The organism is Candidatus Zixiibacteriota bacterium, from assembly GCA_035574315.1.
In the GTDB taxonomy this organism is placed as follows: domain Bacteria; phylum Desulfobacterota; class Binatia; order UBA9968; family UBA9968; genus DATLYW01.
Genome location: DATLYW010000028.1, coordinates 21,181 through 43,715, shown reverse-complemented (window position 1 = coordinate 43,715; position 22,535 = coordinate 21,181). Strand labels below are relative to the sequence as shown.

The following is a 22,535-nucleotide window of genomic DNA, read 5'->3' as shown; positions in this document are numbered from 1 at the left end:
GATGAGCTTCAGCCGGCGATCGATCCGCGGGCATCAGCCGCGGTTCCGAGCCGGCCCCTTTCCGCAACGGCATAGACGACGGCTCCGGAAGCGATCGCCGCCAGGCCGGCAAGCTGCGTCAAAGCGCCCGCCAGAGCGATGCTGGCGAGACAGAGGAGAACCGGTGGCGCGCTGAACGCCACGGCGCCGGCCAGCCCGACGGGGACACGGTAAGGGCGCGGCATATCGGGCCGGATGCGCCGCAGCCGCACGAACGCCGCGAACTCGAGGACCAAGGCCAGGGCGTAGAGGAACATGTCGACCTGAATCAGCTCCTGGAACGAGAAAGGAACGAGGCAGGCGACCGCCAGAGCGTTGCCGACGATCGCGGCGTGCGGCGTCCCGTAGCGCGGGTGCAGCGACGCGAGGCGCGACGGCAACATCCCGCGCAGGGCCATCGCGTAGCAAACGCGGGAGGAGGTGCAGAGCAGGGCGCTGAGCAGCCCTGCGGCGCTCGCCAGTCCCGCGAGCGTCAGCCAGACGCCGAGCCAGCTTCCGCCGATTCGCGCGGCGACGTTCGGAAAGTGGCCCTCGCGCCATTCGTCCAAGCGCCCGTCCACCCCCGCGCCCACCGCGATCGGGAGCACGTACGCGAGCGTCACCAGCAGGACGGCGGCGGCCATCGCGCGCGGGTAGTTGCGGCCGGGGTCGGCCACCTCGCCGGCGCAGCAGCCGGCGTTGTCCCAGCCGGAGGTGTTCCACAGCACCACGCTCAGGAGCAACGCCCAGTCCAGACCGGCCGGCCGGGCAAGCCAGAGCCCGGGATCCAACCGCGGCACGCCCAGAACCACCATCGCGGCGAAAGGGGCGAGGACAGCGACGGTGAGCGCGATGGAGGTCCAGCCCACCGGGCGGCTGCCGCGCACGTTGAGGTACGCTATCGCGCCGGTGACCGCAGCGCCGATCAGCCATCGCTCGGCGGGAGAAAGGTCGCCGCCGAGATAGGCGAGGTAATCGACGAACATGACTGGATAGAGCGCATTGTCGACGATGCCGCAGAGCAAGCTCAGCCAGCCCTCCTGAAAGCCCCAGAAGCGACCAAAGGCTTTTTCCACCCAGGCCACGTAGCCGCCGTTCTCGGGCATCGCCGACGAGAGCTCGGCGGTCATCAGCGCGGTGGGATAGCTCCAGACCCATGGGAGGAGGAGAAGCGCCAGCAGCAGCACCATCGGTCCGCCCGCGCCCACGCCGTCTTCGAGCCCGAAGGCCCCGCCGGCGACGCAGAAGAAGGTGAGGGCCACCAGGCTGCCGGGGCCGAGTTCCCGGCGCGGCTGCGCCTGGGGAAAGTCGTCTGCCGCGTTCACTGTCGCGGGAAGGTGCCGAAGGTTTTTCAGCCAGCGCAGGATATCGATTCTCATCCCACGTTGCAATCGCGCGTCCGAGGTTTCATGTCCCGCGTCTCACGCCCGGCGCTCGGCGGCCTTTCGGGTTTCGGACCCGCTCTCCATCCGGTCTCACTAGGCGAATTGCCAAACCCGGGGGAACAGCCGAAACCGGCTTGTCGAGCGGCAGGGTCTTGTGCGAGAAATAGGAAAAGTCCGCTGCCTTTTTCTGGTTCGAACAGGAAGGCATGTTGTATGCCGGGGCAGCGGCGAAGGAGGACGTCATGTTCGCCTGGCGAGCGCGGATCGGCCTGATCAAGCCTACCCATCGAGGAAAGACCTTCGCCTTCTGGTTCAAGCACGCTCCGGAGGGCGTGGAGATCGTTCCCACGTTCATCGGTTTTCGCAGCGGCCAAAAGGAGAGCTTTCTCAAAGGTTTCGATCGCGCCGAAGAGATCGCGGTGCAGCTCAAAGAAGTGGGTTGCGATCTCATTTCGGTCAGCGGGACTCCGCCCTTCCTTCTCAAAGGCTTGGACTTCGAGCGGCAGTGGGCGGCGAACCTGTCCGGGAAAATCGGGCTGCCGGTTCTGACCCCCGTGGAGCCTCACGCGATCACGCTCAAAAGCATGAACGTAAAGAAGGTAGCGCTCGCCACCTATTTCGGCGACGAGCTGAACCGGTGCATCGTCGATCACTTCGGTCGTTTCGGGCTCGACTCGGTCGTAATGCCGGGGCTCGACTTCAGCGGCCAGAGAGAGGATCTGTATACCACGCCGCTGCTGAAGCTGGATGAGGTTTCCTACATGGACGTGTACCGGCACTGCAAGCGCGGTCTGGAAAAGCTGGGGGTCTCCGTCGACGCGATCTACATCAACGGGGGAGGGTGGGATGCGGCACCCGCCGTGGAGCTGCTGGAGCGGGATTTGAAAGTCAAGGTCGTGTGGGCGATCGCGGCCGAGATGTGGCTCGCCTATCACACCCTGAAAATCGAGCTCACGCTACCCGGGAACGGCAGCTTGTTCAGCGGCAAATACACGCCGGTCGCGACCTGAGTCGCCACGGCGGGAGCGGGGCGGCCCGCCACGAGCGGACGAAAGTCCAGGACCGTCGGTCGCCGCGGACCGTCTATTCCGGGAAAAATCCGTGGCGGGGCGGTGCCGGGGCGGAAGCCGCGGGTTGGCGCGAGCCCACGGGCAGCGGCTGCTCGCGCAGCATGTGTGCGACCAATACCTCGCGGACCGCTTCCAGCTCGAGCCCGGCGGCAGCCGCCTGGTCGGCGACCTCGGCCAGAACCCGATCGACGTCCTGCATCATCTTCCACTGCTTGAAGAGGTCTTGTCTCTCCACGCCCATCGCCTCGCCGACCAGCTCCAGGAAATTGACGATCTTGAACGGCGACGCCGCTTCATGGGCGCAGAGCTCTCGGTGGCAGGCGTGATAGATGCCGACCAGGCAGTCGACTCCTGCGGCCGCGGCGGCGTCCAGCTCTCGCGCGTGGAGCTCGCGCTTGTAGGCCGGGACAGGCGCGAGCGAGTTGCACATGTACCCGACGCGCGGCAGCCCGAGATCGACCAGCTCCAGGCCGGGAATCGCCTGGAGGATCTTCATCGCGCCTTCGGTTACCCCCGCGACGCCCGGATGCTCGTGCAACGCCGCGCGCTTGCGCACGGGGTGAACGAAGTGCGGGCGGAGCAGCTCGATCCGGGAAGCGATGAAAGGAACGACGTGCTGCAGGGCGAAGGCGGGCTCCATGGCCGGCATGACGATCTCGCTCAGCTGGATGTTGCAGGTAGGGCACCAGGTGAGCACGCGGGAAGCGCCGGTAGCGGCGAATCCGGCCAGCGTGTTGCCGCCGATTTGGCCCGCGACCCGGGCGTCGCCCGCGCGGTACTGAATGACGCCGCAGCAGTTCGCCGGGCCGCCGAAGACTTCGTAACGCGCGCCGATTCGATCCAGGACTTCCAGGCAAAGAAGCGCGATGTGCGGGGTCTTGAGCACGTTGCAACCGAGGTACATCACGATTTCCGGCGCCGTCCCGGAGCCGGCGCGGGCGGGCCGGGTGAGCCGCGCGAGCAGCTCCGCGGGGAGCTGAAGCCGTGAGAGCACCTTTACCGCCGCGGACATCGTCCGGAAGCCGGTTTGACCGGTGGCGCGGCGCTCCTCGGCCGCCCGCCGCTGGTTCAGCTCGAGCCGGGTTGCCGCCAGCATGAAGCGAGGATTGACACCGTCGCCGCACACGGACAGGCACTGCCCCGAGCCGGTGCACGATTGAGCCCAGCGCGCCCCTCGGCTCGTCGCGTCGCCGGCGCCCCGCAGGATATCGAGCACGTCGCCCACGATCGTCGCCGGCTCCCGCGTATCGATTCCCGCGGGAGCGGCGGTGGGGCAGACCTCGACGCAGCGCCCGCAGCGGCTGCAGCGGTCGAGGACCTCGCTCACCCTGCGGTCGAGCGAGGCGATGAACGCGTCCCCGTAGTCGCTCATGGCGGTCCTTTATCACGTCGCCAGGCTCCGGGCCAGGCGCCCTGATTTCGGCTTCCCGGTCCCGCCTTTTCGTCCGTGCCGGTCATCGGTCTTCGGTCCTTCAGCAGCGAGCCGCCGGCAGCGAGCCGCGAGCAGCCCTCCGCGCCTCCCGGCACGGCTTGAACGGAGCGAAGCGATGGAACGGCTTGAACGATCTTTTTCATTGACCTTCGAACGGCGGCGCCGCGCTCACTTCGCCTCGAGCACCTGTTTCACCCGGTTCACAACAGCCGGCTCCATTTCGTACAACCCGTTCACCATCTTTTCGATACCGGGACCGTCGATCGGGTCGATCTCGAGCCTGGCCTTGGCGGCCTCGGCGAGAAGCTGGGGATCTTTCAGGGCGCTGATGAACGCCTTCTGCAGTGTTCTTACGCGCTCTTCGGGCACCTGCGGCGGCAGCGAATAAAGTCTCTGCTTTCCGTAGAGGTCGCCGGCTATGCGGAGCAGCTTTTTACCTTCCTCGCCCTTTGCGTAGTCGACCGCAAGGGGAACCCCTTTCAGCTCCGGATGGGACTCGAGCGTCGTCTGGAGCACGACATGCACCTGGCGCGCGCGCAGCGCGTTGGCCCAGGTGACCTTCGCCGATTGCCATCCAAAGGCGCAGGTTCCATCCACCTCGCCGGTTTCCGCCGCGACCCTGATATCGGCGGTGCCCTTGTAGCCCTCGATCAGTTGCAGAGGAAAGCCGGTAGCGGCAGCGAGGAGCTTGGTATCGTCGGTGCCGCTGGTGCCCGGCCCGATCGCTCCCAGCTTGATACGCGTTTTGGACCTGCGCCAGTCCTCGGCGGTTCTGATGCCGCTGCGCTCGGTCGTGATGCAGACGAGCGAATCGGCGGTCGGCATCCCGAGCCAGCCGAACTTGCGCCCCTCGAACTGCACGGCCGGGTTGCCCATCATGTGCTGCAGGATGAGAGGACCGGACCAATGGCCGACGTACGTGCCGTCGCGGGGGGCGCTGTTGTAGATGTAGTTCGCCGCGATCAGCATGCCTGCACCGGGCATGTTCTGAACGACAACCGAGGGTTTGCCGGGGACGTATTGCGCGAAGTAGCGGCCGATAAGCCGGGTGTAGGTGTCGTAGCCCCCGCCCGCGGAACCGCCGACGACGAAGTGGATGGCCTTCCCCTTGTAGAACTCCTCTACCGAGGCGGCGAGCGCCGACCCGGCCGGCGACAGCGCAAGAAGGAAAGGAAGCCAAAATACGCCGAATGCCCTGGCCATGAAGCACCTCCTTGTTTTGAACACAACGGTTCCAGGTTCGTAGCTCGAAGCTCGTCAGGCGACCTTTCGCGCCGCAGGATGGGCGCCGCCGTCGCGGTCCTTTCTTGGCGGTCTTTGCGTCTTTGCAAGAGGAATCGTCTTTCCCGGTCTTCGTTCTCCAGTCCTTCAAAGCGAGCCGCGAGCGGCCCTCCACGCCTCCCGGCACGGCTTGAACGGAGCGAAGCGATGGAACGGCTTGAACGGTTTGAACGATCTTTTCAATTCCCCAGATATCCCTTCTCTTCGTAGAACCGCTTCGCTCCCGGATGGAGCGGCACATCGTACGGCGCCTCCTCGTCGTTGGCGCAGAGCTACGCCATGTCCAGCGGCTTGAAGTTGTCCGTGGGCATGAGCGCCTTGCGCGCCTCGATCGCTTCGCAAAGCGCGTAGGCGACCTCGTCGGGCATCGACGCGTTGACTATCATCGGCCAGCCGCTGAAGTCCACGGTCGGCACGTCCGCGGGCAACGAGGGGAACCGCGACCTGGGTACGGCGGATGCGCGATACCCGATCGCCGTCAGTTTTTTCAAAATGCTTCCCTCCACCGGCAGGTAACGAAAGCCGGCGTCGAGGGCGCTCTGCCCCCAGCTCTTGATTCCCTCGTCGAACACGGCATCGATCGTACCCTTCACGAGAGCCTCGCGGCGGGCGGGATGACTCGGCCGCGTGACCGACTGGATCTTTCCGCCCCAGCGACGCAAGTCCGCGAAGGTGAATCCCGCGGCCTTCATGACCGCGCTCACCGTGAACATCGTCGGGCTGTGCTCGAGCCAGGCTTTCGAGATCGTCCCGGTCGAGAGCCTGAGCGGGATGCGCTCCCTGGCGATCTGGGCGAGCGACGTGATGCCGGTGGACTCGTGGACGGCGAAAGCCATGACATCGTAAGACGGGAAGACCGCGATCGTCCTGATCGGCTGGCGCCTGGAGAACAGTCCCTTGCCTCTATAGGCCATGGTGGCGGCGACCGAGGGATTGATCCAGGCGAGCGTGAGATCTCCCCGGGCCACCGCCTGAAGCTCCCTGAAGCCGTCCGCCGCAAACGAGAAGGAAATCCCTTCCTCCCGAGTCGCCTCGAGCGCCAGCGTGAGCGAATAGCCGACGCGTGACTCCGTCTGGATCGCCTGCTCGGCCGCGCGCTCGGTTTTGTAAGAAAGGGACGTGTCGTAAAGAGCGGCTGCCAGCTCCAGGAGCCCCTTGGCGCGCTGGATCTCCGCGCTGTAGCGGTGCCTCACGGCGCTCATCGTGACCTCCTGTGCCGGAAAGGCGCCTTGGGCGCATGGCGATGCCCGCCGCAGCCCGCCTCCGGAACGAGCCCGTCGATCCGCGGCGCTCGCGGTCTCACGGCTCGTAGATCAGAACGTCGACGGGCTTTCCCCCGACCGGCATGTCGGGGCAGGCGCTCAGGGCCACGAGCAGGTCCATCTCCGCGCGCAGGTCCACGTAGCTTCCCGGTTTCGGCCGCACGGTCGTATGATCCATGCGCCCCGTTACTCCGTCGATCTTCATGTGCTGATTCAGGTTGAAAGGGTTGGGGATGTCCTCGGGAGCGATCCCGTACGGCGCCAGAGCCCGCGAAAGATTCTCGTAGCAGCCGTGATCCGGAATCTCCTCGTCCTTGTAGTCCCGGTGGTAGTACGCCCGGAGCTTCCCCTCGCTCTTGGCGAGCTGGAAGCGCTTGCCGCTGCACATGCCCTTTTGCAGGTCGTGGGTTCCCTCGCGGTTGGCGTCCTCGACGATCGTCATCATGTGCTGGTTGTCGCGACCCATCAGCTTGTCGCCGGTCGTGATGAAGATTTTCATGTTGTAGACCTTGGTGCGCGCCTGGTCGAAGCGCTCCTTGAGGTTGTCGAGCTTCATGCAGACGAAGTCGACCGTGGTCGTCGCCAGGATCCGGATCACCTGACCTTTTTTCAGCTCCCCGGCCCAGCCGGTGTTATAAGGCACGTGCACCTCTTGCAGTTTCTTCATTGTGCGATCTCTCCTCCCTGCTATGAGCGATGGTCTCTTTCTCGCTGCCGCCCTGGCCGCATGGGCCGGCTCGCAAGCCGCCGGGCCGCCGCCCCCGGCAGTGCCGCTCGACCGGGTCGAACTGAGCACGGCAATCCTCGAGCGGCGCCGTCGCGACCGCCTCTCGCCCGGGGGATTCCGGCACGGGGCGCTTCTAACACAGGACCGTTGCTCATATCAACCGACACGGTCATTGGCCCGTCGCCCTTTACAGCGTAGGGGGAGGCAGTGAGCCGCGGGCAGGCTTCCGCCGCTTCGCGGCGGACGGTTTGAACGGAGCGAAGCGACTAAGCGAAGCGACCTTTTCTTGCGCTCCTTGAACTTCGGTCCGCTCCCGGATTAAATCGAGCCATGGCTGACATCGTAGTCTGTGGAGACCTGGAGCACGAGATCGAAAAGAGCGGTGAGCTCCGCCGGCTGGAAGCGCTGGGATCGGTGGAGCTATTCAACGAGCTGGATCCGCCCCGGGAGATCCTCGTTCCAAAGCTGCGGGGTGCCCGGGCGATCCTGGACTTTCGGGGGCGAGTCGCCCTCGACGGCGAGACTTTGGGTCGACTGCCGGGTCTCGAGCTGGTCGCTTCGACCGGACCTCATCGAATCGACGTGCAGGCGGCGACGAAACTGGGGATCGTCGTTGCAAACACCCCCGGGATCTCGACCGCCGCGGTGGCGGACTACGTTTGCGGGCTGGTACTCGCGCTGGCGCGGCACATCGTCAGCGGCGACAATGCCATGCGCCGGCATAGCTGGGAGCCGGTCACGGGGATCGATCTCTCGGGTAAAACCTTCGGGATCCTGGGGCTGGGCCGGATCGGCAGCGCCGTGGCGAGGCGGATGGCGGCTTTCGAGATGAATTTGATCGCATGGGGGCCCACTCTCGACGCCGACCGCGCCGCCGCGTCGGGTGCCCGGTTCGTCAGCGAAAAAGAGCTCTTCCAGAATGCCGATATTCTGTCGGTCCACCTGCGCTACAGCGCGCTATCGGATAATTTCGTCAACGCATCGCGCCTGGCCCTGATGAAGCCGACGGCGCTGCTGGTGGATATCTCGCGCCAGGGGGTCGTCAATCGCCGGGATCTTGCGGACGCGCTCGCGGCCGGGCGCCTGGCCGGAGCCGCGATGGACCTGTGCGATCCCTTACCCGTCTCGATGGCCGATCCGATGCTCGAAGCGCCGCGAACCGTGCTGACTCCGCACATGGCATGGCAGACGAAGGAGACCTTCAGGCGCGCGGCCGCGATGTCGGTCGACAACATCTTGAGTTATTTTCGCGGCGAGCCCAGGAACGTCGCCAACCCGGATGCGCTCGCGGTGCGGCGCGCGCGGGCGCGACCCGAGCCGTGACCGGCCGGCCCGGCGCTTCAGGCTTCCGTGTACCACTTCGTGTGACGATCCACCGGAAGGCGCTTGGCCATCGTCTTTTGCTCGGAGTACCCCAGAAAGATGCAGGCAACGGGCCGCTCTTTCTCCGTTAGCCCGAGAATCGGGCCGACGAAGTTCTGATCGATCCAGGTGCCGGTGCTGGGATAGCTGCCCAGGCCTCTGGCGGTTGCGGCGATCAGCAGGTTCTCGATCGCGCACCAGCAGGCCGCGTAGTTCTCCTGATCGACGATCTTGTTCTCATCCCCCACCATGGAAACGATGATCACGACCGGGGACGAAAAGCACTTCTCCCGCGCGAACCGGAGGTCCTCTTCGGTCGGCTGCGTGCCCTTTTGCTCCGCCGCCCATCGCACCGCCGCCTGTCGGGCGGCGACCAGCCGCTCGCGCCCCTCTCCGGTGAACACGTGGAAACGCCAGGGATGAGTCAGTTTGTGGTTCGGCGCCCAGTGGGCGGCGTCGAGCAGCTCCTCGATCCACTCCCTGGGAATCTCCGTGGGAAGGTACTCCTTCACCGAGCGACGGGTCCTGATCGCGGTGAGCGCATCGGCGAGAGGCCTCTCCGTTGTGGTTGCCATCGATTCCTACCTCCTGGTCCGGTGGAGATTTTATCGCCTGAATTTACATTTTTTTTCGATCGGCGCAAACCCGCCGGGCTCCGCGGCGCTGCGCGCACCTCATTGCTCTGAAGAGGACCGGGGACCGAGGACCGGAGACCGGGAAGAGGACGAAGATGATTGCGAACGGCGAAAGAGGTCTCGGGTTTCCGGTTCCCGGGTTTCGTTCGTGCCGGTCTTCGGTCGTCGGTCTTGAACGGCCGCTTTGCGGCCGAACCGCCGAGCCGCCGGTCGGCGCTAGTCGAAAATGATTCGATAAGTATTGTTCTGGTTGTCCGCGCACATCCCTTCTCCGCGTCCGGTGGAGCGTGCGACCGCGTACGCGCACTCCATCTCGATTCCGGCGCCATCGGAGAAGAACGCGAAGCCTTTTGCGTCGGCGCCCGCGGGAAGGCCAACGGCGTCCGGATTTATCAGACGGGCCTTGTACTTCTCGGAAATCGATTGTCGAAGCCCGAACAGCTCGAAATCCCCCATGAGCCGCCGAGACCCGAAAAGCACCACAGAGGCCTTTCCGGTTTCGCGAAACTCGGCATTGAACCGCTGGGGTGGGTTGCTGACGATCGGTCCCTCGACAAGAAGCAACTGGGCGAGCATGGATTTAGGGCCAACGCCAGCCTTCTCGGGTTGGGGCGCGGGCGCCGTCACTCGATCTCCGGTCGTCTCGCCCGCGCCGGCCTTCGCGGACGGTAAGGCCCCGGCTTTGGCCGGGGCCGCGGGAGCAGTCCGCCGGTCAGCCTGCGCGACTTCCAGCGTTTGGCCGGACAGCGTTTGTGGAAGGAGGGGCTCGCCGCGGCTTGCCTTGCTACGGATCTCTTCGACGATCTGCTGCATCGCGGCCGCCCGCTCGGGCGTGCTGGGATGGGTCGAAAAATAGTTGATGACTTGTCTTCCCGGGCTCTGCATGCCCATGCGCCGGAAAAGGCCCGGGCCGGCCGAGACGTCGAAGCCCGCGCGGGCGAGCATGTAGAGTCCCAGGTAGTCCGCTTCGGATTCGAACTCCCGGGAGTATGCCTTGGCTCCCGCTTCTGCGCCCGTGCGCATGCCCAGTCCTTGGGTGTTGACCCCCAGAGCGGCCAGTCCGAGGTCTAGCACCGCACCGGCAATCATGCCGGCCGCGGCGTTCACGCCACGCTTTTCGATGTGCTTCAAAACGTTATGCGCGAGCTCGTGGCCGATGATGACCGCAAGCTCACGCTCGTCTGGAACGTGATTGAAAAGCCCGCTGAAGACGACGATCCGGTTGCCGTCGGAAAGCGCATTGAAACGATCGTCCCATTGCAGCTCGATCGGATAGCTGCAACCGAGCCGAGGCGACACGTTCAAGGGAAAGACCGCTCCAAATCGGCGAACCAGCAGGGTCATGGATCCGCTGGCGGAGGCCTGGATTACTTTGACCAGGTCTGGAATGGTCAGGCCGCTACGGGTCCATCCGCTCGGCATCACGCCGCCCTTCGCCGCCCCGGCGATAACATCGCCGGGCAAGAGGCCCGCTTCGGCGGCCGGGGATCGAGGCGCTACGTCGATGATCGTGATGCCGTCGTCCAATCCGTAGAGTCGCTCCGCGACCGGTCGTAGATCCGCCGCCAACGATTGTCGGTCGATGCCGGTGATCCCGGTCACAGGTGATACGTCGGCGCCGCAGAGATCCGCGTTGGCGATCCTGAGCGGCGTGTACAGCCGCTGGAGCTGCACTTTGCGCTCGATCAACGTCTTGAAAAGCAGCTCGCGCTGCAGCGCCGATTCGCGCTCCAACAGCTGGGGGGAAACCTTGGGAGGCTGCAGCGCGGGGCCGCAGGCCGCCGGTACGATTGCTCCGAAAAGCAGCGTGCCGACCAACCGTACGTTTCTGACCCGAAACATGCGGGCGGGCCTGGAGCCGGAAGAGTTCGATCCTTTCTTGCCGGAGCCGGCCGGAGAAAAAACGATTGATCGCATTTCTCCGGCGCACCGCGCGATAGAAGTTGAACGCTCGCTGTTTACCACTCTCGATGCCTCCGTTTCGACAACTACAACATCGTTCGACAAGTTGGAATCGGCCAGGTGACGGAAGAGTTCTCGAATCGTTCCAATTTCCATGAAAAATCTACGAGCTTCATGCCCGGTCAACTCTCCAGCCAGCGAATGGCGCCGTCGGCCGTAAAGAGCAAACCGCAGCGGAGCCCGCGGCCCACGAGCAGGCCGGCGATGCCCAGCAACTTGCCGTACGCTCGGACCTGAGCGGCATAGTGGGGGTAGGACTCCTCGATCGGTCCGGACGGCGGGAGGTCCGTCTTGAAATCGATAACGGTGAGCCGGCGGTCATCGACGGCGATCAGGTCGATGAAACCGGTGGCGAGCCGCCCCTCTTCCCACTGTCCGGCAATGGGATATTCGAGGCAAAGGCAGCCCTCGGGCAGACCGTGCAGGCCGGCGGCGGCCAGGGCCTCGAGCGCTCGCGTTACGTCGGCAACCGCTTCCTCGAGGTGCTCCGTCAGGCCGTAAAGGCTGGCCGCCCGTTCCACCGCTTCCCGCGCGTCGAGCTTTTTTTGCCGGAGCAGGAGACCGATCGCGTGATGCACTACGCTTCCGAAAAGGCCGCCGAAGCGGCCCGCGCGCTCTTTCCGCGCGGAGGTTCCGAGAGCGTCCTCGGCGTCGGGACCGGACGGGGCCCGCGCCAACGCCGAAACGCTCGTCGGGAGGAAGCGAGGGCGAGCTGCGTCCTTCGCGAACGCGCCCCACTGCTCCTCCACCCTGCGCTCCAGCGCTGCTCCGTCGCCTGGAGAGACGCGCGTTGCCGGCTTGAGTTGTCGCGCCCAGTCCGGCGCCGGCGCGCCGTCGACATAGGCGTCGGCGATCCGGACGAGTCGTTCGGGAGCGTCGGCCAGCAAGTCGGCGCAGATGTGTCTTCCGCGGGAGACTTCGCCCGCTCGCGGCACGATCAGGAGGTCCCGCGCCCGCGTGGCCGCAACGTAAACGACGCGCTTTCGCTCGGCATCGAGGTAGCTCTGCTCGGTGTCTCGAATCCCGAGCCCGGCCGGCTCCTCCCAGGCCAGCCCGTCTAGGTTGATCATCCAGCCGCGGCCGTCGCGCTCCATGCGCCACGGGCTGGAATGCAGGAGCGTCCTCCACTGGCCCTTCCCGTCCCAGATCGCAACGACGGGGAACTCGAGCCCCTTCGCCTGATGGACCGTCAGCACCTGCACGGCCTCGGTTCCGACCGCGCGCGGGGGGTCCAGAGAAACCGGGTTGTCGATCCACTCGCGCGCCCGCGCCGTCGCGGCGTCGTAGTCCAGCCCTTCGTCCGCCGCGATCTTTTCGATCAAGTGACACAGCTCCCGCAGGCGCGCCAGGCGCTGAGCCCCGTTGGGGCCCCGAGCTATCGTCCGGGCAAAAGCCGTCCGGTCGAGAAGGTCGCAGGCGGTAGCGCCGGGCGGCCTGTCGAAACGTCGCTGCCGCAGATCCCGCACCAGCTCACGGGCGGCCGAGGCGCGGCCGGCGCGCGCCTGGCCCGGCCCGCCGGCGCCGTCCTCCAGGATTCTTTCCTGCAATAGCTCCGCCAGATCGACCGCGAAAAATGGCGGCCGGAGCAACGCAGCCTCGGCGACGCCGTCGTCCCGATCGGCCAGGGCTCTCAGCCCCAGCAGGAACTGGCGGTGGATCGGATCTTCCAGGAACAGGGTGCCGCCGCGCGACGTGTAAGGGATTCCCTCGTCGTCCAGCCTGGGAAAGAGCAGGGGAAGACGCCACGTGGAGACTGCGAGGATCGCAATGTCGCCGTAACGAATCCGCCGGGGCCGCGTGTCGATCGAGTCCACGATCGCGAGATCGCTGCACTCGACCAGCCAGCGGAGATAGCGCGCCAGGGCTCGTGCCTCGAGCGCGCGGTAGTCATCGGCGCCGCGATGGGTCCGGTCGCGGAATTCGAAACGCAGAACGTGAACCGGCCGCTCGGCCTCACTTCGGCGCCCGTGGGCCAACTGCCGGTGAAAGACTGCACCGGATGCCGGATCGAAGGGGCTGCCGTCGGGGGATGTTCCCAGAATCCGCGTAAAGCGGTCGTTGAGCCAGTCGACGAGCGTCGGCACGCTCCGGAAACTGGCCGATAGCGTGACCCCCAGATGGTCCCGTCCGGCCACGACCTTCCGGACCCGCTCGTACACGGCGATGTCGGCGCGACGAAACCGGTAGATCGACTGCTTCGGATCGCCGACCAGGGTCAGCTTGCCGTCCGCCAGGACAACGTCCTCCCATCGCCCGGCGCGCGGCTCGCGCTCGCAGAGGTAAAGGACGATTTCGGCCTGCAGCGGGTCCGTGTCCTGGAACTCGTCGATGAAAACGTGATCGAAGAGCCGCTGGTATTCGCCGCGGATCGAAAGGTCGCGGGCCAACAGGTTTCGGAGCTTCAGCAGCAGATCGATCTGATCGAGCCGGCGGCGGCGGGCCTTCACTTTCTCGTAGAGAGCGACGACCACCGGGAAGAGGCACGCCAGCCGCGTGGCCAACCAGCGGTAGAACGGCGCGCAAAGCTCATCCCGCAGAGGCCGCGGGCGCCGGTTGTCCCGGCCGATATAAGTCTTCCATACCTCCCAAGCGCCGTTGTCGCCGCCGAAAGTGTCCCTTTTGGTCACCGGGTTTCGCGGCCCGCGTTCGAGCTGATAGCGGACCTCGCGGAAGATTTGCGCCGGGTCTTCGGCGTCGCGAAGCCGTGCCAATGTTCTCCGCGTCTGCGCGATCCAGTCGGCGCCAGGCGAACCGCCGCCGACGGATTTCGCCAGCGAGACGAATTCACCGGCTGCTTTTCGAAACGAGCGAAAATCGAATGGCGGCGGAGCCGTCTTTGGCGGCGGGACGTCGCGGAAGCGAATGAAACCGGCGATGAGCTGGTCGAGCCCGCAGCGGACCTGCCATTCCGATTCGAGTGATTCAGCTCTGATGCCGGCGTCGAGCGCCTCGAGCACGGTTTGAGCGGCCTCCGCGGCGCGGTCGGCGGCGTCGGTCCCGGCGAGCTCGGCCGCCAGCGTCCCGCTCTCGACCGCCTGCATCAGGACGTCGAAGGTTTCTTGGATCAGGGGCTGCTCGTCTTCGACGATCTCGTACGAAGGGCTGAGCTCCGCCTCGACCGGTCTGAGCCGTAGCAGCCGGTCGGCAAAACTGTGGATGGTGCCGACGTAAGCCGTGTCGAGGTCGGCGATGGCATCGCGGAGGCGTACTTCGCGCCCGGTGCCGGGCTCAGCCTTCGACAGCTCTTCGAGCAGCCGTTCCCGAATCCGCAAGCGCAGCTCGCCAGCGGCCTTTCGGGTGAACGTGATGGCGGCGATGCGGGAGATGGGCAGCGGCCGCGGTCCGCAGCGGGGAGCCACCATCTCGACCAGACGATCGACCAGGATCGTGGTCTTGCCGGTCCCCGCGCCCGCGTCGATGATCACGTTGCGATCGCGCTCGGCGATCGCTCGTTCGCGCTGATCCTGATCGGGCGGCGGCGTCGCTTTCGGCGGAGTCATTTCGTGTCCCCGTTTCCGGAGTCGACGCCCTTGAGAGCGGCGAAACCCCTGCAGGTTCCGGTTGCGCCGCCGAGCAGGAGACGGGCACGCTCCTGGGCTTGGTCGCCGCAAACCGGCCGGAACGAACAGACTTCGCAGTCCGCGCGATTGGGCGTGCGCGGAAACAGCCGTCCCCGCAGGAGCGCGGCCGCCAGCTCGAGCCATCTGGCCGCGGCGGGCTTGAGGACCGCCGGGAAGTCCTCGAAGAGCCGCTCACCGCCTGGCCGGCCGAAGTAGGCATATCCGGCCTCGATTTGCTTCGGTAGATTCCATTTGCCGGCGAGGATCTCGGCGACGGCGGCGTAGACGGCGATCTGGAGGTCCAGACCGGGGTCCGGTTCCGCTTCCTTTCCGGTTCTCGGTCGGGCGCGAGCCGTCTTGAGGTCGCGGATGCGGGCTTTGCGCCCGCGGATTTCGATGCGGTCGATGCGGCCGTGAAACCAGAGGGTTTCGCTGCCCGCGGGAAGCGAGACGGCGTCCGGGTAGCCGAAGCTCTTCTCGACGATGACGCGAGCGTTTTTCAGCTGCTCCCAGTCCCGTTGGAGCAGATCGCGTACGTCGCGGCCCAATCTCGCCCGCTGCTGCGTCCTGACTCCCTCACCGGCCAGCGGGTACCGTCCGAGAAACGTCTCGAAGACCCTGTCGACCAGACGCTCCGCCACCCGCTGCCAATGGCTCAGAGTCTTTTTCCGGGCGCAGAAGTCGGCGCCATTCTCCGCATAGAAGCTCGCGGCCACCTCGTGGAAGATCGAGCCGTAGTAAGGCTGGCCGATCTCTCGCTGGGGCGGGGGATTGAAAGGTTCCTGGAAGCAGAGCAGGCGCTCGAGGAGAAAGGCGTGCGGGCAGCGCAGGAGTTGCGCGACGGCCGAGGCCGAGAGAGGAAGGTCCGGCGAAAGCCCGGGCATGGGAAGCCCAGCCGCAAGATCACCCACGATCCCGTCCATCGGCCCCGCCGCAGAGTCGTTCATGAGCCGCTCGATCCGCTCGAGGTCGAGCACCGGGCGGTCGCGCCAGCGCGTGGGAATCCCGGTGACGCTACGCGCGACGGCGTCCTGCCAGGCGCTTTCCGTGAGCGGCAGCCGCACGCGAAAACGTTCCGTTTCCTCGCGCGCGGGAACGAACGCGTCCCGCGTGAGCGCCGTCCGGTCCGGGATCACGGATTCCCTCTCCCCGGTCATCCGGTTGGGGCGGGCGAGCGCTGCCGCGGCCTCGAGCATGACCGACGACGGCTCGTGCTCGGAGCGCTCGAGATCGAGGCGCGGCGCCGAGAGGGCGACGAACCGTCCGGCGTTGCGGACGGCCCAGTCGAGCGCGTGGAGGTCGGCGAGCGCTCGGTCCCGCGCGAGCGGCAGCAGGGCGGACCCGCCGTCCCTTCGTCTCAGGCTCTGGCGGGCCGCGTCGGGAAGCACCGGATCTTCCCGGGGAAGCGACGGCAGGTGTCCTTCGTGAAGTCCGATCACGCGCACCGCGGTGAAGGCGAGGCCGATTGTGCCCTTCACCGTTCCGACGAAGACCGCCGGCTCGCCGAAGCGCCCCACGGAAACGCGCTCGCCGAGAATCGCGTCCTCAATGACCTTCAGCGCGTCGTCGCTGGCAACGGAGCGGCACGCCTCGTCACGCGCGAGGGCATCGAGCCGGTCCCCGAGCGCGGCGTGACTCGCCGCCCCCGGCTGCAGCAGCCAGCGTTCGAAGAACTCGCGCAACATCGGCCAGAGCGAAGAAAGCGGGGCGCCTCGGATGGCGCTGCGGGAGATCTCGATCAACGCGTCGAGCGCCGGGCGGAGCGCGCGCAGGTCGGCGAGCAAGCGCTTGTTGCGCGGCAGGGCAAATTCGACTTCTTCGTCGCCCCGCTTCGCGCGGAATTCGGCTTCGGCGATCTCTTTCTCGAGCTCGGTCTCGCGTTTCGCGGCGCGGCCGGACCATTCGAGGGCGCCTTCGGGGCGCGCCGGGTTGCCGCCGACGGTCCCGAGCGACCAGAGCAGATCCATCGCGGCGCCGCGGGCGAGATGGCGCCCCGAGCCGTCGGCCAACCGGAGAGCAGGGACCAGATCCGCTAGAAGGCCGGCGGCGAGGTGGCCGCGCAAAGCGCGCAACAGGGCGAGCAACCGAGCCCCGGCTGCAAAGTGCGTCAGGGGCAACCCGTCGGCGACGTACACGGGAAATGCGCCGTCGGGCCAAGGCAGCCTGCCGAGGCGATCGGCGACGAGGGCGACGAAGGGATCGCTCCCCGGGACGAGAACGGCGATCTCCTCCAGAGGCACTCCGTCGGCAACGCGGCGGGCGACCCAATCGGCTGTGGCTTCGAGCTCCGCGTCGATCCCCGCGTGCTCTTCGAGGTCGACGGTCCCGTCGGGCCCCGGGCTCTTCGGGCGGGCCGGATCACCGAGGACGGCCGGCGGCTCGAACAGATACGAGGCCAGAAGGTCGCGCTCGCTGCGGTCGGCGCGCGGCGCGTTCGCCGATGCGACGGCCGCGGCGGCCTGCGCGCCGAGAAGCCGTTCGATTCTTTCTATATGGCGGGCGCGCGCCGGTCGCCCGGCCAAAAGGATAATCGTCGGCCGCGGAAGGGTGCGAAGGAAACGGGCTGCAGCAGCGCCGAGGTCGCCAGCGGCGCAGGCGAGCACCGGTTCCGGAAACGGCCAGCCATCCGGACGGCCCTCGAGCACGAGTGCCGCTTCGAGATAGATGCGATCAGCGGTCCAGGAAGCGCCCGCCGATCGGTCCAGGGCCCGCCAGATTGTCAGGAGATCCCGCAGCGGCGGCAGGGCGTCGGCCGGCTCCAGCTCCTCGGGCCGGAGGCCGGCCCCCTCCAGATCCGAGATCGTTCGTGCGAAAGCGTGATCCCAGCCCGGTGCCGAGCGGAGCAGCTCGATGGGAAAGTGCTCGAGGGGGAGATCCGAACGAAACAGAGCGGAAAGCCGGACCGAGCGAAGCGTTTCCTCGCCCGCAACGAACTCGACTCCCGCCGCCTGAAGGACCGCCGCTGCGGCGATCCGGAAAGGGACGAACGAGGTGCCTGCGAGGGCTTCCGGGAGCCCACCGCGCACCAGCTCCCGCCGCAAGACGTGGGCGACGGGGACCTGCGGCACCAACACGACGCGACGCGGCAGCGGCCCCCCTGCGGGCAGCTCCGCCAGCACCCGCGCCACCTCGCCTGCGTTCCAGACGACTCTCACTTCCATGTTCGGCTCGACATGTTAACGCCGTCCGGTCCGAAGATAAAAACGCTTCGGTGGCCGAGCATCCGGTCAGGCCGCGCTCTGCGGCGCGCCTTTCGTGCGGAACGCGCTCAGGTGAACCACCCGACCGCGCGCCAGCAAGCCCGCGCCCGCGAGATCGGGACCCTCGAGCCGGACGTCGAGACCCTCGCCCACGGCCGGGAAGCTTTTCGCGTCGGCCAGGGCGGCCGCAGAAAGCAGCTCCTCCACCGCCTGGCAGGGGGTGGTTTCGCCGTTTTTCTCGGACGCTTCGATCGCGTCCAGGGCATAGCTGCGGATCAGCTTCGGCATCAACTTCCGCCAGGTGGCGGCGCAGTCGAACAGATCGAGGCCGACGACCGCACCGCTTATGGCGAACGCCGCCCCCGCCTGCCGATCGGCGGGAACGAACGCGGCGACGTAGTCGTCGACGGTTTTCGCGTACCGGCGGTAGATATCGAACATGGCGGCGGTCGTCGATTGCGCTTCGAGGCGCGAAGCTTTGGCGGCGACGTCCTCCCACACACGGTGCTGGTCGGATAGTGCCCGTCCCGTGCGCCCAAGGGAACGGGAGACCTGGGCCGTTTTCGTCGCTCTTGCGCGCGCGAAATAGGCGTACCCCGAGGTCGTGAACGCCGCCGATCGGCGTGACCATCGAGCCGCCTCGACACAGGAGACGGGAATGGTCAGCGCCCGGTTCGCCGGAGCGAGAATCGTGAGGTTCAGGACTCGGTTCTGTTTCGCGCCGATCAGCTCTTCGCCGTCCACGAGCAGCACCGGATCGTCGCTCCGGTTGTCGAGCGCGAGCTCCGGCACGCTGCCCGCTGAGGAAACCTCCGTGATGCGGACTTCGCCCCGCGCCAGCGCCTCGTCGAGCGTGAGGTAGTCGGGGACTTCGATGCTTTCACCGAGCAGCGGAAAGAGCGTCATTCCGCCGTAGCTCGTCTCCTCCCCCAACTGGATTCGCGAGAGCGTGTCACTGATTATCCGGCTCTCGTCCATTCGTTCGGCTCTGAAAATCTTCATGGGCGATCCTCCTTGAAACGTTCCCTGTCCCCTCGGGTTTCGCCTGCCGCCCGGCTGTTACTGCCATCGCTGAACGGGCGGACGGATTCCACCCGTCGGCTCGAAGCCGTGCGACATGGGCCGCTCGCGCGCGGGCACAAGTCTTTGGATGGCGTGTCTCGCAACGAGAGCGCGCCAGCACCTGTCGCAGAGATCGTGACCCGGCCGGTAAATCCAGCCGGGGCGAGCGCGGCGGGCGCGGGATCTCAGCACGATACGGCGGCGGCATTCGCAGTAGTGGGCCATAAGTACGCTCCTTTCTTTTCTTTCTTGGCGGTTCTTCCTCCGGGACGGCCCGCCCGCCTCGCCGCGCCACCGTTGCTGAACGAGATCCCTACGGCTCCGCGGGCAACCGAGCCCTTGCGAACACCCTAAATTAGCACACGAGCGTGACAGAATAGGTCACACCGCCAAGTTGGCGACAAGTCAGCGGATTTTGGGAGAGTACTGGGCGAGGGCGGAAGCGAGCTTGCGGCGAACGGCTTCGACCAGGGCGGGAGGCTCGAGGGCGACCGCTTTCTCGCCCCAGGAGAGGATCCAGGAGGCGATCTCGTCCACGCCTCCGGCGCGCATGGCGACGATCACGTCACCGTTGCCCGCCTCCTCGATCGTCTGCGTGGGGTGGTACTGGCGTTCCCGCACGAAGTGGGCGGCCTCGCGCGCGATCCTGATGCGGATCCGCTGCGGCTCCTCTTCCGTCACGCCGAAGCTCTCGTCGAGCTTCTCGGGAGAGAAGTCGTCGCGGACGGCGAAAGTGTCTCCGGTCAGCTCGGCGTGCCGGATGCGCTCCACGGCGAACGACCGATGCTGCGCCGCAGTGTGGGAGTAGGCGACCAGGTAGAGCCCGTTTTGATACAGCCGCAGCGCGTAGGAGTCGACCCTGTGCTCGGCCTCCCTGCCGCGGTCCGGCCTCTGGTGCCGGATCACAGCGGTTTTCTGCAGCAGAAGAGCTTTTTGTAAAATCTTGAGCACCTCGGGCTGCTGGTCGTATCGGCGAAGGGGCCGCAAGAGCGGGAGAAAACAGCGGCCGATGCGCTCGAGATGATTGATCGTGCGCTGCGGGAGGCCGGACGTGATCTTGGCGAAGACGCCGTCCAGATCGGCCACGAACGGCGTTCCTGCGAGATAGGCGAGGTGGCTCCGGGCGAGATAGAGCGACATCAGCTCGAGAGGCGTCAGCGTGATCGGCCGCAGGCCTTTATAGCCGAGGGGCAGCCGCCAGGTTCGCTCGTCGGCGCCTTCGTCGTGGATCAGCGGGTGGCCTTCCTTCTCGATGTGACCGAGGTCGCGGTAAACCTGGCGGCGTGTGACGCCGAGTTCCTGCGCGAGGTCGTTGATCGTCCACGAGCGCGCCGCGAGAGCGCGCATCATGATCCCCAGGCGTTCGGCCTGGCTGAATTGCTTCGCTCTTCGTCCCATACGATTAGCGTCTGCGCCGGGAAACCGCATCTCTTCGATCGACCAAAGCCGAGGGCCGTAAGAGCGGTTCTCAGGGAGACCGGACGCGACGATTTCGTCGCCGTTTCGGTGCTTTCATCGGCGGCAGGCAGTCGCGCCAGTGCTCGACGACCTCGTCGAGCGCCATCCAGTCGCCTTCGATATCGGCGTCGAGGCAGTCTTCGCCCCATTCTTCATACCTGGCGGCGTAGATCTCATGGAGGCGCTTGCCGGGCATGCGATAGCGCCGGACTGTTCCGTTTCGTATCAGCTTGCTGGCCGCCTCATCGACTGCCGGAGCGACCCAGCCCAGCACGAAAACGAGACGCGGAAAGAGCCTCGAGACCGCGGTCAGGAGCAGATCCGGCTCGTACGCGGCCAGCTGGAACCGGTAGATCTTTTCCGCGTTACCGGTCTTTCCGACGACCAGGCGCTCGCAGACGAGATCGGCTGGCTCGTCTTCCACCGGCGGTACGCGCCTCTTCGCCCTTGACGGGAGCAGCTCGTAGAGCGTGCCGAGGGAGAGTCCGACCTTTACCGGCTTATCGGACGGACTGTCGAAGTCCGGAGGCTCGAAGCCGACCGCAGCTTTCGCAAATGCGCGCACGTCCGCAGCGGGTCCGGACACGACGAGACGGTTTATCCACGCGTCGGACACTGCAGCTGACCTCCGGTTCGGCCCGAATCTTATAGATAATTGGCTTTAGCAGCAAGGAATTTTCCACGGGTTCTCGCCGGCAATTTTTGTTTCTCCGGGTCTCGAAGCGGAACGACTTCGCATGGACGTCCGGGATAAATTCCTGTTCTTTTGTGGGTAGTAGCCGGTTCCGCCGGGCCGCGAGCGCTGACACGCGGGTGTGACAGAATACGTCACGGTCCAGTTATCACATTTCAGCGGATTCTGTGGTCTTAGCGGAAACGAACGATTTCGTGTCCTTGGCGACGGGGGCCGAGAACGTCATCAAACGCAGAATCGTGGAGGCGACCGTCTTCGGAACCTCGTGCAGAGGGGGGCTCGCGCTACCCGGACCGGCGCTGCTCTCGTCTCAATCGAAAATTTGCTACGCTTCGGCGAAAAGGCTTGGGGCTGGATACATGGATATCAGGGATCGTTTTCGTGGCTGTCTGTTGGGGCTCGCCGTCGGAGATGCGGTCGGTACGGCTCTGGAGTTCAAGGAGCCGGGGTCGTTCAAACCGATCCGCGACATGGTCGGCGGAGGACCGTTTCGACTCAGACCCGGCGAGTGGACCGACGACACCTCAATGGCTCTGTGTTTGGCGACCAGTCTGGTGGAGAAAAACGGCTTCGACCCGAAGGATCAGATGGATCGCTATTGCCGATGGTGGAAGGAAGGATATCTGAGCAGCAACGGACGTTGCTTTGACATCGGCAATACGGTGGCGGCTGCGCTCCGGCGTTACATGCAAACCGGCGATCCCCTTGCCGGTCTCACAAGCCCATATTCTGCGGGCAATGGGTCGATCATGCGGCTTGCTCCCGTGCCGCTGTTCTACTATCCCGACGTGGGTGCGGCGACTCACTACGCTGCAGAAAGCTCGCGGACCACGCACGCCGCTCCAGAGTGCATCGACGCGTGCCGTCTGCTGGCTGGTGTGATATGCTGCGCGCTTGCCGGGACACGGAAAGAAGACGTTCTTTTCGGTGGAGAAGGGTCCTGGATCGGCGAGCCGACGATCGCGATCATCGCGAGGGGCACGTATCGGGATAAATCGATCGCCGAGATTCGTGGCACGGGTTATGTGATCGAAAGTCTGGAGGCCGCCCTCTGGTGTTTCCTGCGAACGGACACGTTCGAGGCCGCGATTTTAAAGGCGGCCAATCTCGGAGACGACGCCGACACGACCGCGGCAGTTTGCGGCCAGGTGGCTGGCGCCTACTACGGCGAATCCGGAATACCGAAAAAATGGCTGAAGAAGCTCGTTATGCGGGAGGCGATCTCGATCCTGGCGGAGAGACTCCTGGTGGCGGTTGGAGGCGGGAAGGGTGAGATCAACGAATAGGGAATGGAAGGCTTCCGAACGGCGAAGCGCACCAGTCAGCAGTAGAAAAGCCGAGCAAATCCTTGACAATTCAAACCGCGCAAATGCGGGTAAATGGTTGACACTCTAAAGCAAACCGCTTTGTATCCCCGCGGCTTCGGC

The 22,535-nt window shown here is 65.8% G+C and carries 15 protein-coding genes; 3 read left to right on the top strand and 12 right to left on the bottom strand.

Translation table 11 applies throughout. The annotated features are described in order from the left end of the window. Positions 1-8: 8 nt before the first annotated feature. Positions 9-1,397, bottom strand: coding sequence for an APC family permease (locus VNN77_08935; protein ID HXG51512.1), 1,389 nt, complete (start codon positions 1,395-1,397; stop codon positions 9-11). 248 nt (positions 1,398-1,645) lie between these two features. On the opposite strand from VNN77_08935, the gene VNN77_08930 reads away from it, so the two are divergent. Then, on the top strand, positions 1,646-2,413 hold the full coding sequence (locus tag VNN77_08930; GenBank protein HXG51511.1) for a hypothetical protein: 768 nt from the start codon (positions 1,646-1,648) through the stop codon (positions 2,411-2,413). Between the two features lie 73 nt (positions 2,414-2,486). Here the strand turns inward: VNN77_08930 and VNN77_08925 are convergent, their stop codons facing one another. The 4 genes from VNN77_08925 to VNN77_08910 form a co-directional block, all read right to left on the bottom strand. Then, positions 2,487-3,845 carry a (Fe-S)-binding protein gene (locus tag VNN77_08925; GenBank protein ID HXG51510.1) on the bottom strand — a complete coding sequence of 453 codons (1,359 nt, stop codon included), beginning with the start codon at positions 3,843-3,845 and terminating at the stop codon, positions 2,487-2,489. 228 nt (positions 3,846-4,073) lie between these two features. Further along, positions 4,074-5,108, bottom strand: a complete 1,035-nt coding sequence (locus VNN77_08920; protein HXG51509.1) for a hypothetical protein — start codon at positions 5,106-5,108, stop codon at positions 4,074-4,076. Positions 5,109-5,458: 350 nt separating this feature from the next. Continuing rightward, entirely contained in the window at positions 5,459-6,388 is a 930-nt protein-coding gene (locus VNN77_08915; GenBank protein ID HXG51508.1) for a TAXI family TRAP transporter solute-binding subunit, read from the bottom strand. Positions 6,389-6,485: 97 nt separating this feature from the next. Further along, on the bottom strand, positions 6,486-7,115 hold the full coding sequence (locus VNN77_08910) for an urea carboxylase-associated family protein (protein ID HXG51507.1): 630 nt from the start codon (positions 7,113-7,115) through the stop codon (positions 6,486-6,488). 390 nt (positions 7,116-7,505) lie between these two features. On the opposite strand from VNN77_08910, the gene VNN77_08905 reads away from it, so the two are divergent. Next, a complete protein-coding gene (locus VNN77_08905; protein ID HXG51506.1) occupies positions 7,506-8,498 on the top strand; it encodes a 2-hydroxyacid dehydrogenase in 993 nt (330 codons plus the stop codon). Positions 8,499-8,515: 17 nt separating this feature from the next. Here VNN77_08905 and VNN77_08900 read toward each other — a convergent pair whose 3' ends face one another. The 7 genes from VNN77_08900 to VNN77_08870 form a co-directional block, all read right to left on the bottom strand. Beyond that, positions 8,516-9,112, bottom strand: a complete 597-nt coding sequence (locus tag VNN77_08900; protein HXG51505.1) for a nitroreductase — start codon at positions 9,110-9,112, stop codon at positions 8,516-8,518. A gap of 276 nt (positions 9,113-9,388) precedes the next feature. Beyond that, complete coding sequence (locus VNN77_08895; GenBank protein HXG51504.1) at positions 9,389-11,014, bottom strand: M48 family metalloprotease; 1,626 nt, start codon at positions 11,012-11,014, stop codon at positions 9,389-9,391. 242 nt (positions 11,015-11,256) lie between these two features. Then, positions 11,257-14,634 carry a UvrD-helicase domain-containing protein gene (locus VNN77_08890; protein HXG51503.1) on the bottom strand — a complete coding sequence of 1,126 codons (3,378 nt, stop codon included), beginning with the start codon at positions 14,632-14,634 and terminating at the stop codon, positions 11,257-11,259. After that, positions 14,631-17,855, bottom strand: coding sequence for a PD-(D/E)XK nuclease family protein (locus VNN77_08885; protein ID HXG51502.1), 3,225 nt, complete (start codon positions 17,853-17,855; stop codon positions 14,631-14,633). Before VNN77_08885 ends, VNN77_08890 begins: the two co-directional genes overlap by 4 nt. Positions 17,856-17,921: 66 nt before the next feature. After that, positions 17,922-18,896, bottom strand: a complete 975-nt coding sequence (locus VNN77_08880) for a DUF6569 family protein (GenBank protein HXG51501.1) — start codon at positions 18,894-18,896, stop codon at positions 17,922-17,924. Positions 18,897-19,361: 465 nt separating this feature from the next. Beyond that, positions 19,362-20,354 carry a transcriptional regulator gene (locus VNN77_08875; protein HXG51500.1) on the bottom strand — a complete coding sequence of 331 codons (993 nt, stop codon included), beginning with the start codon at positions 20,352-20,354 and terminating at the stop codon, positions 19,362-19,364. A gap of 70 nt (positions 20,355-20,424) precedes the next feature. After that, positions 20,425-21,030: a hypothetical protein gene (locus VNN77_08870; GenBank protein ID HXG51499.1), complete on the bottom strand. Its 606-nt coding sequence runs from the start codon at positions 21,028-21,030 to the stop codon at positions 20,425-20,427. Between the two features lie 437 nt (positions 21,031-21,467). Between VNN77_08870 and VNN77_08865 the strand changes: the two genes are divergently transcribed. Further along, positions 21,468-22,394: an ADP-ribosylglycohydrolase family protein gene (locus VNN77_08865; GenBank protein HXG51498.1), complete on the top strand. Its 927-nt coding sequence runs from the start codon at positions 21,468-21,470 to the stop codon at positions 22,392-22,394. The last annotated feature ends 141 nt before the right edge of the window (positions 22,395-22,535 follow it).